General features: G+C 65.0%; 13 protein-coding genes and 1 pseudogene. 6 read left to right on the top strand and 8 right to left on the bottom strand.

Translation table 11 applies throughout. The annotated features are described in order from the left end of the window. Positions 1-27 precede the first annotated feature (27 nt). Together accB and efp are read right to left on the bottom strand one after the other, a co-directional pair. The gene (gene accB / locus F8S13_23195) at positions 28-540 is read right to left on the bottom strand and encodes an acetyl-CoA carboxylase biotin carboxyl carrier protein (GenBank protein KAB8140658.1); all 513 of its coding nucleotides are present in this window, start codon (positions 538-540) and stop codon (positions 28-30) included. Positions 541-627: 87 nt separating this feature from the next. Continuing rightward, entirely contained in the window at positions 628-1,188 is a 561-nt protein-coding gene (gene efp, locus F8S13_23190) for an elongation factor P (GenBank protein ID KAB8140657.1), read from the bottom strand. 274 nt (positions 1,189-1,462) lie between these two features. Here efp and F8S13_23185 point away from each other — a divergent pair, with 274 nt between their 5' ends. Both F8S13_23185 and F8S13_23180 read left to right on the top strand, forming a co-directional pair. Beyond that, positions 1,463-4,465, top strand: coding sequence for a glycogen/starch/alpha-glucan phosphorylase (locus tag F8S13_23185; protein ID KAB8140656.1), 3,003 nt, complete (start codon positions 1,463-1,465; stop codon positions 4,463-4,465). Positions 4,466-4,688: 223 nt separating this feature from the next. Then, positions 4,689-4,949, top strand: a pseudogene (locus tag F8S13_23180) (serine/threonine protein kinase). Between the two features lie 4 nt (positions 4,950-4,953). Here the strand turns inward: F8S13_23180 and F8S13_23175 are convergent. The 4 genes from F8S13_23175 to F8S13_23160 all read right to left on the bottom strand — a co-directional run bounded on the left by F8S13_23175 (position 4,954) and on the right by F8S13_23160 (position 10,505). Continuing rightward, complete coding sequence (locus F8S13_23175; GenBank protein ID KAB8140655.1) at positions 4,954-6,489, bottom strand: response regulator; 1,536 nt, start codon at positions 6,487-6,489, stop codon at positions 4,954-4,956. A 112-nt stretch (positions 6,490-6,601) separates the two neighbouring features. Continuing rightward, entirely contained in the window at positions 6,602-7,249 is a 648-nt protein-coding gene (locus tag F8S13_23170) for a response regulator transcription factor (protein ID KAB8140654.1), read from the bottom strand. Continuing rightward, positions 7,218-9,500 (bottom strand): PAS domain S-box protein, encoded by a 2,283-nt coding sequence (locus F8S13_23165; protein ID KAB8140653.1) that lies wholly within the window; start codon positions 9,498-9,500, stop codon positions 7,218-7,220. The genes F8S13_23170 and F8S13_23165 overlap by 32 nt, the downstream gene beginning before the upstream one ends. A gap of 57 nt (positions 9,501-9,557) precedes the next feature. Then, positions 9,558-10,505, bottom strand: coding sequence for a heme A synthase (locus F8S13_23160; GenBank protein ID KAB8140652.1), 948 nt, complete (start codon positions 10,503-10,505; stop codon positions 9,558-9,560). Between the two features lie 300 nt (positions 10,506-10,805). Here F8S13_23160 and F8S13_23155 point away from each other — a divergent pair, with 300 nt between their 5' ends. Both F8S13_23155 and F8S13_23150 read left to right on the top strand, forming a co-directional pair. Then, on the top strand, positions 10,806-11,726 hold the full coding sequence (locus F8S13_23155; GenBank protein KAB8140651.1) for a spermidine synthase: 921 nt from the start codon (positions 10,806-10,808) through the stop codon (positions 11,724-11,726). Beyond that, on the top strand, positions 11,723-12,394 hold the full coding sequence (locus F8S13_23150; GenBank protein ID KAB8140650.1) for a hypothetical protein: 672 nt from the start codon (positions 11,723-11,725) through the stop codon (positions 12,392-12,394). Before F8S13_23155 ends, F8S13_23150 begins: the two co-directional genes overlap by 4 nt. Positions 12,395-12,407: 13 nt before the next feature. On the opposite strand, the gene F8S13_23145 is transcribed toward F8S13_23150, so the two are convergent. Both F8S13_23145 and F8S13_23140 read right to left on the bottom strand, forming a co-directional pair. Further along, entirely contained in the window at positions 12,408-14,312 is a 1,905-nt protein-coding gene (locus tag F8S13_23145) for a hypothetical protein (protein KAB8140684.1), read from the bottom strand. A gap of 222 nt (positions 14,313-14,534) precedes the next feature. Further along, entirely contained in the window at positions 14,535-15,014 is a 480-nt protein-coding gene (locus F8S13_23140; protein ID KAB8140649.1) for a DUF1992 domain-containing protein, read from the bottom strand. 238 nt (positions 15,015-15,252) lie between these two features. On the opposite strand from F8S13_23140, the gene F8S13_23135 reads away from it, so the two are divergent. Together F8S13_23135 and F8S13_23130 are read left to right on the top strand one after the other, a co-directional pair. After that, positions 15,253-16,272, top strand: a complete 1,020-nt coding sequence (locus F8S13_23135) for a hypothetical protein (protein KAB8140648.1) — start codon at positions 15,253-15,255, stop codon at positions 16,270-16,272. A gap of 162 nt (positions 16,273-16,434) precedes the next feature. After that, positions 16,435-16,821, top strand: coding sequence for a hypothetical protein (locus F8S13_23130; GenBank protein ID KAB8140647.1), 387 nt, complete (start codon positions 16,435-16,437; stop codon positions 16,819-16,821). Positions 16,822-16,897: the final 76 nt, after the last annotated feature.

The following is a 16,897-nucleotide window of genomic DNA, read 5'->3' as shown; positions in this document are numbered from 1 at the left end:
CGCCCTGCATGTAGATAGGGGGTGCGGCTAGGCTGGCTCGATGATCATGAGCGGCTGGCCGTACTCGACCGGCTGGCCGTTCGTCACCAAGATTCGCGCGATCCGGCCCGAGAACTCGCTATCGACCTCGTTCATAATCTTCATCGCCTCGACGATACCCACCACATCGCCCGCCTGGATGAGGTCGCCCTCGTTCACAAACGCGGGGTCTTTGGGCGTGCTGGCCGAGTAGAAGGTGCCGACCATCGGCGATACGATCGTCGAGCTGCCCGCTGGCGGCTCGTATTCAGCAGGCGCGGCGTGGCCAGCGGCGGGCGCGGCGGCAGGCGCGGCGGCTGCGGTAGAGCTGGGTGCGGGGGCGAAGCTGGGCGCAGGGGCGGCAGCCACCTGCTGGCCACGTTTGATATGCAGCTTGGTCGCGCCGCGCTCGATCTGAATCTCGGTCACATCGGTGGCGCTGATCAGGCGCAGCAGCTCGCGCACGGCCTCGAGGCCAAACTCATCGGCTGATCCCTGCTGATCCTGGGGCATGTCGGTCATGGTCGCTCCGCAAAAGTTCAAAAACAACAGTCGGAATAGCGCTGCCAGGGCGCGCCAGCCGGTGCGCCCTGGCCCTGTGCAAGCCCTCTAGCCGACGCGCTCGATGTAGGCGCCCGTGCGCGTGTCCACCCGCAGCTGCTCGCCCACGCCCACAAACAGCGGGACCATCACCCGCAGGCCGGTGGACATGATCGCGGGCTTCATAGCGCCCGAGGCGGTGTCGCCCTTGTAACCCGGCTCGGTCTCGGCCACCTCTAGCACCACGCTGGGCGGCAGCGAGATGTCCAGCACCTCGCCCTCGTATGTCAGCAGCGAGACCGTGTCATCCTCGCGGATGTAGCTGGCCGCGTCGCCGATGATCGCGGCGGGCACGATCGGCTGCTCGAAGGTCTCGTTGTCCATGAAGTAGAAGTCGTCGCCCTCACGGTAGAGGTACTGCACCTTGCGCACATCCAGATCGGCGGTGTCAAACTTCTCGCCCGCCTGCACAGTCTTCGTCACCGTCGCGCCCGAGCGCACGTTGCGAAGCGTCAGGCGCACGTAGGCGCTGCCTCGGCCCTGCTTCACATGCTGAAAGTCGGCGATCCGCAGCAGATCGCCTTCCATAAGTAGCACAACGCCTTTTTTTAGTTCGCTTGTTGTAATCATTCGTCCGTTCTCAACGTGTTACGATACACAGTACGGGTGGCAGCATCGGGTGCCTTGCTGCCCTGGTATACCAAGCGGGCATTATAACACAAGCGCACGCCCGCCCAGCGCAGGCGCGGCGGTTTTGGCTTCGCTACCGTGCGCCAGTTGCACGCCACCAGCAAGCATCCTATACTAGTATGGGGTTAACCGGTTTAGCTCCTATAGCGACGCAGCACCTGCCGTAGCACTGCTACGGTATCTGTTTGAATCTTTAGGCTTACGAGGAGACAGCATGACGGCACAGCGTGAGGTCCATACCCGCACAGGTATGACCGTCGATACCTTCAAGCGCGCCTTTCTGGACAACCTAGCCTACCTGCAGGGCAAAGACATCAGCTTCGCCACGCCGAACGATCAGTACATGGCGCTCAGCTACACGGTGCGCGATCGGCTCATCCAGCGCTGGCTGAAGACGCTGCACACCTACGCGGCGGCAAACGCCAAGACGATCTACTACCTCTCCGCCGAGTACCTGCTGGGCCGCCAGCTCGAAAACGCCCTGCTCAACACCGGCCTGACCGAGACCGCCAAGCAGGCCATGGCCGAGCTGGGCCTGAACATGGACGAGATCGCCGCGCAAGAGGCCGAGCCAGGCCTGGGCAACGGCGGCCTGGGGCGGCTGGCCGCCTGCTTCCTCGACTCGCTGGCCACGCTCAAGATGCCCAGCATCGGCTACGGCATCCGCTACGAGTACGGCATCTTCCAGCAGAGCTTCCAGGACGGCTGGCAGACCGAGCACCCCGACGAGTGGCTCAAGCGCGGCAACCCCTGGGAGTTCCCCCACCCCGACACCGAGATCGAGATCGGCTTCGGCGGCACGGTGGAGAGCTACACCGACGAGTTTGGCCGCCTGCGCCGCCGCTGGAAGCACGCGCGCAGCGTGCTGGGCGTGCCCTACAACATGATGGTGCCCGGCTACCGCACCGGCAATGTCAACACCCTGCGCCTGTGGAGCGCCAAAGCCAACCACTCCTTCAACCTCCAGTCGTTCAACGCGGGCGACTACGAGCGCGCCGTGGAGGACAAGACCCGCTCCGAAAACATCTCGAAGGTGCTCTACCCCGAGGACTCGACCCCGCAGGGCAAGCAGCTGCGCCTGGAGCAGCAGTACTTCTTTGTGGCCTGCTCGCTGGCCGACATCCTGCGCGCCCCGGCGGCCCAGGGCGACTTCGACCGCCTGCCCGACCGCGCCGCCATCCAGCTAAACGACACCCACCCCACCATCGGCATCGCCGAGATGATGCGCCTGCTGGTGGATGTGCACGGGCTGGACTGGGACCGCGCCTGGAAGATCACCCAGGGCACCTTCGCCTACACCTGCCACACCCTGATGCCCGAGGCGCTGGAGAAGTGGTCGGTCAGCCTGTTCGAGCGCCTGCTGCCGCGCCACCTAGAGATCATCTACCAGATCAACGAGCGCTTCCTGGCCGAGGTGCGCGCCCGCTTCCCCGGCGACGGCGACCGCCTGCGCCGCATGTCGATCATCGAGGAGGGCGGCGAGCGCCAGGTGCGCATGGCCCACCTAGCCGCCGTGGGCAGCTACTCGATCAACGGCGTGGCCGCGCTGCACACCCGCCTGCTGCAGGAGACAGTGCTCAACGACTTCTACGACCTCTGGCCCCACAAGTTCAACAACAAGACCAACGGCGTCACACCGCGCCGCTTCATGCGCCTGGCCAACCCACGCCTGGCCAGCCTGCTGAGCGAGACAATTGGCGACGAGTGGCTGACCGACCTCGACCAGCTGCGCAAGCTGGAGCCGCTGGCCGACGACCCGGCCTTCCGCGCCGAGTGGTGGCGGATCAAGCAGGCCAACAAGGTCGAGCTGGCCGCAATCATCCAGCAGCGCACCGGCATCCTGGTCAACCCCGACTCGATCTTCGACATCATGGTCAAGCGCCTGCACGAGTACAAGCGCCAGCACCTCAAGCTGCTGCACGTGATCACGCTCTACAATCGGCTCAAGGCCGACCCCGAGGCCAGCGTCACGCCCCGCGTGGTGATCTTCGGCGCAAAGGCTGCCCCCGGCTACCGCATGGCCAAGCTGATCATCAAGCTGATCAACAACGTGGCCCAGATCATCAACAACGACCCCGACATCCGCGGCATGCTCAAGGTGGTCTTCCTGCCAAACTACAACGTCTCGCTGGCCGAGAAGATCTACCCCGCCGCCGATCTGTCCGAGCAGATCTCGATGGCGGGCAAAGAGGCCTCGGGCACCAGCAACATGAAGTTCGCCCTGAACGGCGCGCTGACCACCGGCACGCTGGATGGCGCGAATGTCGAGATCCGCGACATGGTGGGCGAGGAGAACTTCTTCCTGTTCGGCCTGAGCACCGAGGAGGTGTTCGAGCACAAGGCCAAGGGCTACTGGCCGCGCGGCTACTACGAGCGCAACGGCGAGCTGCGCCAGGCCATCGACCAGATCGCCAGCGGCTTCTTCTCGAACGGCGACAGCAGCCTGTTCCGCCCGATCGTTGACCACCTGCTGAACGAGGACACCTACATGCTGATGGCCGACTACGAGTCGTACATCCGCTGCCAAGATGTCGCCGAGCAGGCCTACCGAGACGGCGAGAGCTGGGTGCGCAAGTCGATCATCAACGCGGCCCGCTGCGGCTTCTTCTCGTCGGACCGCTCGATGCAGCAGTACTGCGATGAGATCTGGAAGATCGCGCCGGTGGAGGCCGAGCTTGGGCTGGGCGAGGCCGAGCAGCAGGTGGAGGCCGAGCAGGCCAACCGCGCGCTGCGCACCAGCTTCACGCCCACCAGCGAGGACATGTACCAGTTCCGCCGCGCCGCCGCCCTGATCGGCATTGCGATGATGCACACCACCGAGGGCAGCCTGACCGACACCATGCAGGAGGGCGAGATGATCCTCTCCATCCTACGCTCGGCGGGCCGCAAGTTCCCCGCCAACACGCTGCTGCGCACCATGCTGCAGGGCAGCACCGGCAAGTCGCTCTCGATCGAGCAGCTGATCAGCATGCAGAAGGGCACCGACGCCTCGGTGCTGCGCGCCGAGGCGCTGGCGGCCTGCCGCCAGGTGGCCGAGCAACTGGGCCAGCGCGCCACCGCCCAGCAGGCCGCCGAGCTGAAGCGCTGGCTGCTGCTGGTGGGCGAGCGTGTGGCCAACGCCGCCAACGAAGGCTCGTTCTGGGGCCTGGGCGGCACCAAGATGAGCCTGGAGGAGCAGTCGTTCCTGGCCGAGGTGACGACGGCGCTGGGCATCTAGCCCAGCAATAGCGCAAAAGGCGGCCTGGGGCGAAATCCCCAGGCCGCCTTTTTGCTAAAACTGCCCCACGGCAGATCGTTCTTGCACCACGGCAGATCGTTCTTGCACCACGGCAGATCGTTCTTGCACCACGGCAGATCGTTCTTGCACCGCTGCAGATCCTTCTTGCACCGCTGCAGATCCTTCTTGCACCGCTGCAGATCCTTCTTGCACTGGTGCAGATCCTTCTTGCACCGCTGCAGATCCTTCTTGCACCACGGCGGATCCTTCTTGCACCGCTGCAGATCGTTCCAGCACCGCTGCAGATCGTTCCAGCACCACGGCAGATCGTTCCACCACCGCTGCAGATCGTTTCTCCACCACGGCAGATCGTTCCACCACCACGGCAGATCGTTCCACCACCACGGCAGATCGTTCCACCACCACGGCAGATCCTTCTTGCACCGCTGCAGATCGTTCCAGCACCACGGCAGATCGTTCCGCCACCGCTACGGCGCGATGGGAAACCACACCTGGAAGATCGTGCCCTTGCCCAGAGCGCTCTCGACATACATCGCCCCGCCGATCTCGCGCACGATGTGCTGGGTGGAGGCCAGCCCGAGGCCGCGCCCGTGGGCCTTGGTGGTGAAGAACGGCTCGAACACGCGCTCAAGCGTCGCGGCATCCATGCCGCAGCCGGTGTCGGACACCGACAGCCCGATGTAGCGCCCAGGGGCCAGGCCGCCGCCAAACAGCAGCCGCCCCAGCTGCTCGCGCGCCAGATCGCGCACCTCGGTGGTGATGATGATCGTGCCATCATCCTCGCCGATAGCCTCGCAGGCATTCACGGCAAAGTTCAGCACGATCTGGATGAGCTGGGCGGTGTCCAGCTCGATCGGCGGCATGCGCTCGGCCAGGTGGTAGACCAGCGAGCAGTTCTTGGTGCAGGCCACCTGCAGCAGCTGGTCGAGGTCGCGCACAAACTGGCTCAGGTCGATCGCCAGCCGCTGCTGCTTGCGCCGCCCGGTGGCGTTCAGCAGTTGGCGCGTGAGGTTCATGGCGTAGCGCGCGCTGCTGCTGATCGCGCTGAGCGACTCGCGCGTGGCGTCGGAGTCGGGCGGAAGCTCCAGCAGCGAGAGATCGGCGTAGGCCTTGATGCTGGTGAGGATGTTGTTAAAATCGTGGGCCACGCTGCCGGTCAGCAGGCCCAGCCGCTCCAGCTTCTGGGTCTCCAGCATCTGCTGCTCCCACTGGCGGCGCTGGTCCTCGTGCTGGCGCAGCTTGGCCTCAAGGAACTTGCGCTCGGTCAGGTTGTGCAGGGTGAACAGCACCAGCGACTCTGGCTCGCGCCACAGCAGCGAGGCCTGGGCCTCGGCGTGCAGCACGCTGCCATCGGCGTGGCGGATGGCCAGCTCGACCGGCGGGGTGGGCACCTTGGGCTGGGCTGCCGCCAGCATGTCGCGCAGGGTGCGCGCCCGCCCTGGGTCAAGCACGATCGACTCTAGCGGAGCGCCGCGCAGCGAGCTGCGCTCGTAGCCGCACAGGCGCTTGCAGGCCGGGTTGAGCGCCACCACCACGCCCTGCATGTCGGCCAGCAGCATAGCGCAGGGGCTGGCCTCCCAGATCGGGCCAAGCTCCTCGGGAACGGGCGGGGTGGCGGCGGGGGCGTGCGCGGCGCTGGCGGCGGGGAACAGGCGCGCCACCAGCGCGGGCAGCTGCGTGTCGATCTCATCCTTGGGGATGAAGCCGTCGGCCCCCACCGCCTCGCCCGTCGCGCGGTAGATAGCCGAGTTCGACAGCGAGACCAGCACCACCCGCGTGGCCAGCTGGAGCTTTTTGATCTGCTGGGCCACCTCGATGCCCGACATGTCGGGCAGGGCAATATCCAGCAGCACAAGGTCGGGGTGAAGCTGGGCGACGCGGGCCAGCGCTTCCCGCCCGGACTCGGCGCGCCCGGCGACAGCGCAGCCGGGGATGCGCCCGATCTCGTGTGCGGCCACATCGAGAAATGCCGGGCTGTCATCAACGATCAGTACGTGGATCATAGGGAATATACCTAATACCGCTAGTCTTCATCTCGCAGTAAGGATAGCCCAGGAAGACTGGCCATGCCTAGTAGGATTTTCCTACCTGTGCAGTAGCAGATTTCCTACCCGCCTATCCATCGACCGAGATGATCCGCGCGCGGATGGCGTAGCGCACCAGCCCCGCGATATCGTAGATGCCCAGCCGCTCCATCAGCTGGGCGCGGTGCTTCTCCACCGTCTTGGCGCTCAGGCCAAGCTGCAGCGCGATCTCCTGGGTGGAGTGGCCCTCGGCGATCAGGCGCAGGATCTCGCGCTGGCGGATGCTGAGCGGGGCGGGGGAGTCGGGCTGGGTGCGCTGGACATAGCTCTCGACCACCTGGCGCGAGACAAAGGGGCTGAGGTAGATGTCGCCACGAGCGGCGGCGCGGATGGCCAGCTCCAGCTCGACGGTGTCGGCATCTTTGAGCACATAGCCCGCCGCCCCCACGCGCAGGGCCTGCACCACATACTCCTCGTTGGCGTGCATGGAGAGGAAGATCACGCGGGTGGGCGAGGCGGCGCGCACTAGGGCCTGGGCCACATCCAGCCCGCTCATGCCCGCCATGGCGATATCCATCAGCACCACATCGGGGCCGAGGCGGTCGATCAGCTCCAGCGCGCCCGGGCCATCGCTGGCCTCGCCGAGGATGACGATATCATCCAGCGGCTGCAGCAGCGCGCGCACCCCGGCGCGGAACAGCCGATGGTCATCGGCCAGCAGGATGCGAATCGGTGCCATGTCTCCCCTCCGTGGGCGCGTCGGGTGCCGTCACGCCCGCCTGTAGCGGAACCCAGGCGCTCAGCGTAGTGCCGTGCCCTGGGGATGATTCGATTGAAAGGCGGCCATCGCACAGCAGCAGACGCTCGTGCATGCTCAGCAGGCCGCCGCTGCCGCCCTGGCGCATGCTGGCCAGCACCGGCGCGGGGTCGAAGCCCACGCCATCGTCGCTGATGCTCAGCAGCAGCTCGTCGTCGCTCTGCTCAAGGCGGATGGAGACTTGGCTAGCGCTGGCGTGGCGCACCGTGTTGGCCAGGGCCTCCTGCACCATGCGGAAGCAGGCCGTCTCGATCTCGGTGGGCAGGCGCGGCGGGGCCTCGGGCAGGTCGAAGCGGGCCTCAAGCTCGGCCAGGCGGGCCTGCTGATCGACATACCAGCGCAGCGCCGAGGCCAGGCCCAGGTCATCCAGCATGGCCGGGCGCAGGTCGAGCGCCATCTGCCGCACCCGCAGCAGAGTCTCCTCGATGATCCCCAGGCTCTGCTCTAGGCGCAGCGACACGGTCTCGGGCAGCTCCATGCGCTGCAAAGCCCGGATGTTCAGCTTGATCAGGGCCAGCGCCTGGCCGATCTCGTCGTGCAGCTCGCGGGCGATCCGCCGCCGCTCGGATTCCTGTGCGCCCATCAGCTGCCGCGAGAGCGAGCGCAGCCGCTGGTTGGCCGCCGACACCTGGCTGAACAGGCGCGCGTTCTGCAGGCCGACCGCGAGATGGTTGGCCAGCTCGACCACCAGCGCGCCCTGCGCCTGGGTGAAAGCGCTGGCGCGCGGCGAGGAGAGGTGCACCAGGCCGATCAGCTCGTTGTTCGCAAACAGAGTCACGGCCATGCAGCTGCGGAACCCTGCGGCGTGCAGATGCGCCAGCGCCGGGTCGCCATCGTAGCTCGCCTGCAGGTCATCAATGACCGAAATCATACCATAGGTGAATATTGACTCAAACGGGCAGCTACCAAGCGAGACCCGGCGGCCTAGCTGGGCGTCGTCGGGGGCATCGGCGGAGATGGCCAGGATCTGCAGCTCGCGCTGGTCGGGGTGGATGAGCGCGACCGCCGCCCGCTCGCAGCGCACCGAGCTGCGGATCTGGTCCAGCACCGTGTGCGCCAGGGCCTCGGGCTGCAGCGCCGAGAGGATGGCGCGGTCGATCTGGCGCAGGAACTCCAGGCGGCTGGCGTGCAGCCGCAGCGCCTCGCTGGCCGCGCGCGTGTCGGTGATATCGCTGATCGAGCAGACCACCATGTAGGGCAGCGGCTCGCCGGGGCGCACGATCGGCTGAGTGCTGACCGAAAACACCCGGGCATCGTGCCCAGGCCGCTGGAAGCGGCACAGAAACTGGCAGATCGGCTGGCCGGTGCGCAGGGTCGCCAGCGCAGGGAAGTCGTCGAGGCCCAGCGGGCGACCCGCCATGTCGAACAGCAGCGGCGGGGCCGACTCAATCTTGCAGGACAGCACCAGATCCACCGTCGAGCCAAAGATCGCGGCGGCGCTGGCGTTGCACAGCACCACCCGCCCGCTGGCGTCGATCGCTATCACACCCTCGGCGATGGCCTCCACCACGGCGGCGTAGCGCTGCTCGCTCTCGCGAAATGCCCGCTCGACCGCGCGCTGCTGGCTGGGGTCGTGGAAGCTGAGGATGATGCCGCCCACCCCCGGCTCGGCCAGCGCGCTCGCGCCCGTGACCTCGGTGCAGCACCACGAGCCGTGCGCGTTGGCGGCGCGCACCTGGCACAGCTCGGCAAGCGAGGCCTCGGTAGATTCGGCCAGTGCGGCTAGCAGGGTAGTGAAGCGGGTGCGGTCCTCGGGGTGGATGAAGTCCAGCGACTGCAGGCCCAGCACCGGGCGGCCCAGCAGCCGATCGGCGGCGGGGCTAGTAAATGTCACCAGGCCGCGCCGGTCGACCACCACCAGCACCTCGGCGCTGCGGGCCAGCAGCACGCGCAGCCGATTCTCGCTGTCGAACAGATCGCGCCGCGCGGCCCGCCCCTGCCGCAGCGCCACGCCCGCCAGCAGGGCCACAGCCAGCGCCCACAGCAGCGCCAGCGGAGAGCGGGCAGCGAAGGGCGGCCAGCCGAGCAGCGACCAAAGGGTGGCCAGCGCACCTGCCGAGAGCGCCAGCGCCGCTGTGGCGCGAGAGCGAGGGCCGACGGCAGATGGTGAAGCAGAGAGCCAAGAGCGAAATCGCGAGATCATGCCTGTTACGCCATAGAAAGCGGCGAGCATATGCCCGCCGCCCAAGAGCACACATCACCGTTGGGGAACTGCCGCGCACTGCAAGGCCTAGCGCTGGGCCTCGGCCATGCGGGGCAGCGCCACCGCCGCAGGCTCGGCCAGCGCGGTATTGGCCAGCAGCACCAGCGCGATCCAGACTAGGTCGGCCAGCAGCAGGTGGATGATCTGCATCGGCACCGGGGCCAGCAGCACCAGGTTGACCACGCCCACCAGCCCCTGCAGCACAAACAGCGCGGTGAGCGCCAGCGCCGCGCGCCGCGTGCCCACGCTGGGCCGCTGCCGGGCGGCCAGCCAGCCAATAGCCACCGAGTAGGCCCCCACCAGCACCGCGATCACGGGGTGGAACACGCGCAGCTGCACAAACAGGTGGGCCGCCGCCGAGAAATCCTGCTGGATGCCCTCGGCCAGCGAGTCTGATGGGAACAGCGTGTCGCCCAGGGCTGCGATCGCCCCGCTGGCCCCCAGCAGCAGCGCCCCGGCCAGGCCCGCGCCCAGCAGCCAGGCCAGCAGGCCCTGCCCGCGCAGCCGCCACACCGCCCCGCCCGAGGCCCACCAGGCGGTCAGCACCAGCGCCGCCAGCAGCAGGAAGGTGTTGACCAGGTGCAGACCGCCCGACACCCCGCGCTCCAGCGACTGGTTGTGGGCCACATAGCGCAGCAGCACGATCGCCGCACCGATCAGGGCCTCGATCACCATAAACACCATCGAGGCGATCGCAGCCTGGCGCACCGCATGGCCCTTTGGGAAGGCCCGCAGCGCCCAGATCAGCATGCCCAGCACCGACAGCAGCGCCAGGCCGCTCGTCAGGCGGTGCGAGAACTCGATCATTGTCTCGACCGAGGGCGCGCGCGGGATGATCTGGCCGTTGCACTGCGGCCAGTGCGCCCCGCAGCCAGCCCCCGAGCCGGTGGCGCGCACCACCGCGCCCCACAGGATCACCAGAATATTCCATGCCAGCACGCCCCATGCGTACCGCGCGAATCGTGAGAGGTTCATTGGCCTTCCCTAAGCTGGTATTTTGGTAGATTGTATCACAGGCGGCGGGCAGTGCTACAATAGCACCGAGCGCACCAGGGCCGATGCGTTCTCGTTCGGCAGAACTTTTTCACCACCAGGACTCCAAGACTCCAAGGAACAAAAGGGAGCCAGTACCACGAAGGCATGAAGATTTGAAGAAAGCAGTGATACGACTTTCGCGTCTTCGCGTCTTCGTGGTAAAGAATCTTTGGTGACGAAAGAACGCGTAGACCCTACCTAGTGCACACGCCTTTCTACCCACAGGAAGTCAACCTAGCCATGCAGCACCTCGCCGCAGCACCGTGGCAGCGACAGCATATCGACGAGCTTGCCGCCCGGCTCGGGCCGCTTCACGCCATGCCTGACGGTACGCTGGCCGATGTGACCACCGCCCTACACCGCATTCGGATCATCAAGCAGGGCCACCAGATCCACTTCTACTTTGTCAATAGCGATGGCGAGCTGGATGGCCCTATGTCGCGCATCGATCTGCGCCGCCCGCTGCACCTGATCGCCGAGTACACCCAGGCGGCGGCGCTTAGCCTGATCTGGCAGCCCGCGCCCGCCCGCATCGGCCTGCTGGGGCTGGCGGGCGGGCGGCTCTCGCTGGTGCTCTACCACCACCTGCCCCAGGCCACCATCGACAATATCGAGATCGACGCCAGGGTCGGCCCGCTGGCCGAGCGCTTCTTCGGCCTGCAGTTCGACCAGCGCCAGCGCCTGGTGGTATCCGACGCCCGCAGCTACCTTGAGCGCACCGAGCAGCGCTACGACATCCTGGTGATGGACGCCTTCCGCGACGCCAGCGACGACCTCGACCACCTGGCCACGCGCGAGTTCTACCGCATCTGCAAGGGCTGCCTGCGCCCCGAGGGCGTGATCGCCGTCAACACGCTGGCCTCCGACCCACATTTCCCCGAGAAGCTGGCCACCTTCGAGGCCAGCTTTCGCCACAGCGCGGCGGTGGCGCTCAAGCACGGGGCTGTGCTGATCGGCGGCGACCGCAGCAACCTGAGCCACGCCGAGATCATCCGCCGCGCCCAGGCGCTGGCCCAGCAGCACCAGTTCGATTTTCCCTTCGCCGAGCGCGCTGGCCAGATCACCAGCCTGCGCGGGCTGCTGCGCAGCCTGGGTGTGGGGCGCGAGCGCACGGCGGTGCTCAGCGACCAAGTGACCGAAGAAGCAAAGGAGCAAAAATGAGCGAGATTGTCCCGCCACCATGGGAGCTGAACGGCAGCGGCATCGTGCTGCTCTACCGTTTTCCCGCCAGCTTCATCCGCCGCTGGGCGCCAGATGTGCCCGCCCAGCGCGATCAGCTCGGCGCGGTGATGTGCGTGCGCTACAGCGCCTCGGGCGTGGGGCCATACCACGAGCTGCTGTTCATACCCGGCAGGGTGGCGGCGGGCGGCCAGCGCGGCTGGACGATCAGCCGCATCTATGTCTCCACCCAGGCCAGCGTGGCAAGCGGTATCGCCAACTGGGCCATCCCCAAGCGGCTGGCCGATTTCAGCTCGGGGCCGGGGCTTGGCCACTTCAGCGCGCTGCTGGGCGGCTCGCCCTTCTTCAGCATCGACTCCCAGTCCTATGGCCCGCCCCTGCCCGCCAGCAGCGCCTGGCTGCCCGCGCCGCCCGCGATCATCCAGGCCAGCGAGGGCGGCTGGAAGCGGACCACTCCCAGCGCGCGCGGCGCGGTGCGGCTGCTGCGGCCCTGGCGCGTCACCGCCGACGAGCGGCACTTTCCGCCCATCGGCCAGCTCAGGCCGCTGCTGGCGCTGGCCATCTGCGGCTTCACTATGCAGTTCCCCGTGGCCCAGCACATCCCCGCGACAAGAGAGAAGGCCACAGGCGACGCCCGTGGCCTTGCCTAACATAGAACCTCGACTAGCGCTGCTCGGCCTCCTCCATCAGCGCGATCTGGCGGGCCACCTCCTCGATCGCGGCGCGCTGCTTGCGATACAGATCGGACTCGCTCATCGCCAGGCGCTCGGCGGTGTCGCGCACCCGCTTGCCCTGCAGGAAGCGCATCTCAAGGATGTTGTACATCAGCCACTCCTGGGCCGAGGGGTCGAGCTGCTCGGTCGGGCGGATGTTCTCGATCGCGCGGCGCAGCACCGCCTGCAGCGCCCTGGTCGGGCTACCGCCCTGGTCGCCCAGCGCGCGGCGCACGGTGCGCAGGCCCAGCAGCGGGCTGTCCGACAGCTTCACGCCGCCCCAGTAGTGGGCCAGGGCATCCTTCACCAGCTGCGGGAACTCGGGCAGCAGCGCCACCTCGGTCTCCAGCTCCTCTAGCGAGGCCGGGGTGGCCTGCTCCAGCCGCGTGTTCAGCTTCTGCAGCGACTCCATCTCGGGAGCCATGCCGCGCAGGGTATCGAACAGGCGCTGCTGCATGGTCACGGTGGCCAGCGCCAGCTCCATCTGGTGGGCCATCACGCCGATCAGGCGGCGGGCCTCAGCGGTTAGGCCGCCCTGCGGGTAGGCCACACCCAGCGCGCCCAGGAAATCGCCCTCTGGGCCGCGCAGGGGCAGCAGGCAGAACCCATTGCAGCGCACAAACGACTCGGTGGGCGGCACGCTGCCCGGCTCGTGGGGCGGCGCGGCGCGGGCCTGGGCCATCACCTCGATCAGCGGGTGCTCGGCCACAAACTGCTTGATCTCGCGCCGCACCCCCACCAGCGTCTTGATCGTATAGCCCTGGCCCTCATCGGGCGCGGCCACAAAGCCCGTCTCCACCCGCAGCGCGCCACACACCACCACCAGCGTATTCTCAAGCAGGCTGCGCAGATCGGCGTAGGTGAAGGTGTGGCGCGGCAGCTCGCGCAGGTAGTCGATCTCGGCGCGGTCCTGGGCGTAGATCAGGGTGTCCAGATAGGGTCGCACCCGGCTGACCAAAATAGGCATGATCACCGTCATCACCATCACGCCGAAGGTCAGCAGCATCTCGCTCGGCAGACCGATCCAGCGCGCCAGCGGCGGCACCATGCGCAGAAACAGGATCAGGGTCACGCCCACAAAGGGGCCGTAGAGCCCCCAGCGCACGAAATCCTGCTTGATCAGCCTATCGGGCAGCAGCAGGCCCTGCATGCCGATCGAGTAGACCATCACGATCAGCATCACCGCCACCACGCAGTTCACCGCAGCCGAGAGCAGCTGCAGCACCCAGGTCGGAAAAATCGCGATCGCGCCCGCCGCCACCAGGTAGGGAAAGACCGCCAGCGCCGGGGCGAAGAAGGTAAAGCTGAGGTAGGTCAGCCGCCGCCGCAGCGTGGCGGTGAGCGCGCTGCGCCGCACCTCGAACACCGCCCGCAGCCCGCCGAAGCAGGCCAGCGCGAAGTAGATGGCGAACAGCCAGAACAGCGGGCCTGCGGTAAACTGGGCCAGCGGGCCGCGCGCCACGCCATCGCGCACCACCATCGTGCCGCTCACCGCCAGCGCCAAGAACACAAGGCTCAGGCCATAGGCGGCCAGCACCATCCACCTGCGGCGCGCCGAAGTTAGGCCATTCTGGCTCAGCAGCGCGTCGCCCAGGTGCAGGTAGCCCGCAGGCACGCATACCACGCCCAGCCACTGCGCCCGCAGCAGGAACAGGATCGTGCTCTCGCGCTGGGCCTCGGAGAGCAGCACATCGCCGCCAAACACCACCACCACGCCAGCCAGCAGCACACACAGCGCACGGGCGATCGGGGCATTCAGATTCTGCAGGGCGATATAGGCCAGAAGCGAGAAGGCCACGATCACCACCGCCGATGTGATCAGGCCGTTAAACGCAAGGACAAGATCGGAAAACAGGGCACATCCTCCCCATCGCACACAGAAAAAGCGGCTGGCGATACGGCCAAAGGCGTATCGATATACCGCTTAGGCTTTCGACAGCGTGGTCGATAGAAGCATTATACCACGGGCTATAATCGGCGCTCTGCGGCTTCACAACGCCGCACACGGGCTATGCGACAGTCAAAAAAAGGCGGCAGGCCAGCCCACCGAGCTGCCTGCCGCGACATATTCGGATCGCTACTCGACGCCCAGCCGCCGCAGCTCGCGGGCCAGCTCTAGGCCGCGCATCTGCCCCACGCTCGGCGGCACGCGCAGGTTGTAGTCGAGAATCATGCTGCGCAGGCCCTCAAGCTTCTGGCGGAACTCGCCCTGCAGCTTGGTCCGGCCAGCGCCATCCAGGTGGGGCCAGCGGTCGTTGGCGTGCACCAGCCAGCCATCGATCCGGCGGCGCTCCTCGTCGATGTCTTTGCGGGCCTCGATCCAGGGCGGCGAGAACTCGGTAGTGCCCAGCATGCGATAGCCCAGCCGGTCTTCCTCGGGCACAAAGCGGTCGTCGGCGGATGGGAGCGGTTGGCCTTGCCCAGGCAGGTTGGCGAACTGCCCGGCGGCCTCGGCCTGCGCGATCTGCTGGTCGATAAAGCTGCCAGGGCGGCGCGGCGTGATGGGCTGGGGGCGCTCGTCACGCTCCTCATCCCGATCAGGGTCTTGCTGTTGCATGGCACGTGCTCCTTTGCGCGTTGACGAATAGCAACCGATATGTGCATTTTATCACAACATGTAGTAGTTTCAAGAGGCGATACGTATTGCAGAATCTCTGCGTTCTTGACACAGGAACGTATCGAGAACGACCTCGATAACAGCAACGATGCTGGGCATATAGTCAGCATGCGGGTGCTGACCACACACCGGCAGTCCAAGATTCCTCCACGGCAAGATCCGCTCGGATGGCACCCAGGTGCTCTACGCCTACGGCCCCGAGAGCGTGGTGGCCGAACGCACAATTGTGGGCACGACCGTCGCCGACGCGGGCAAGGCGGCGTTCCGCGTGCTGGATGACACGCTTGCGGAGGGCGTGGAGCACAGCGCGAACAAGGCCGATGAGGCGGGCGAGCTGATCGAGGCGGTGGTGGAGCAGTGCCTGCGCAACAGCTTCAGCGCCGACACACTGGTGACTACCGCCTCCGGCCTGCGCCCGATCAGCACGATTGCGGTGGGCGAGCTGGTGCTGGCTTGGGATGCGACCACGCGCTCCACCGGCTACTACCCTGTCACCGCCGTGATGCTGCACACCGACGCGGCCCAGGTCCACCTGAGCGTGGGCGGCGAGCATGTGGAGACCACGCCCGAGCACCCGTTCTACACGTTGGAGCGCGGCTGGGTGGCTGCTGGCGACCTGTGGGATGGCGCGCACGTGCGCCGCGCCGACGGCAGCTACGCCCTCACCCTGGTGCTGTGGCTGGATGCCGAGCCGCAGGTGATGTACAATCTCACCGTCGCAACCGCCCACACCTTCTTCGTGGGCGTCGAGCGGGCGTTGGTGCATAATGCCGGGTGTCCTGGTGATGCATTACCGCCTTATGGGACTAAAGGGAGTAAGACTACAGGTATACTTGATACAGGCAATGAATCTATATTGTTAGAGAGCGGAGAGAATGGTCCTGGGATGATGGTTCCGCGTGATACTCCTGGTATGAGCGGTGCTATGCCAAACCGAGCTCATGTGGAGGGCCATACCGCTGCCATAATGCGAAATGAGAATATACGATTAGCTGATCTGTATATCAATCGGATGCCATGTTCAGGAGCATATGGTTGTATGGTTAATTTGCCCCATATGTTACCAGAAGGGTCTATATTACGAATACATGTGAGGGCGAAACTTAGCGATCCTTGGACTACTCTTCCTCCTTTTGTAGGGATATCTGATACACTTTGGCCTCCATCAGGATTGAATCCTAAAATAGTATTACCTTAAAATAATTAGTATTAACCAATCAATATATCTTTCAACCTAGTTAGAGGATATATTGGTTGGTTAATAAGATTGTTAAAATATCTCCGTTGGTACTTTTAAGGAACTATTAAAATACTTCTAATGCAAATGTGGTGATTTGATAATAGTGGAGGGAAGTTCGATATGACACCTTTTGTTATGTGGGATGAAGATAATAAAGTTGAGGTAAAATCGGTTGAAGATATAAAAATTTTAATGGATCAAATATTTAATATATCTCAAGGGGAATTGCCTATATCTATTGAAATGTATTTAGATGAGCAAAAAAGTATGTATATAGTTATAGGCTCGAATAGGAGTCCTGTTGGATTTATTTGTAACGCAGATAACCCATTGATGTTAGGGGCGTATAGTAGTCACCTTGAGGGTGCCGGTTACTTCACATTTAATCATAGAGGTCACTATTCTGTTGTTCAAATGGAGTATACTATTCCGGTGGATGATGCCAAAATGGCATTACTGCACTTTTTTGAAACAGGTAATCCAAAAGATGGTATAGTATGGCAGTAAAACTATATTATTCTTAAATGATTACTTTATTGTTTAGTGCGTGATTGGAAACGTTTTGTGTGTAGTCTAACGATAT

Source organism: Chloroflexia bacterium SDU3-3 (assembly GCA_009268125.1).
Taxonomy (GTDB): Bacteria; Chloroflexota; Chloroflexia; order Chloroflexales; family Roseiflexaceae; genus SDU3-3.
This window is presented reverse-complemented; position numbering and strand designations above follow the sequence as displayed.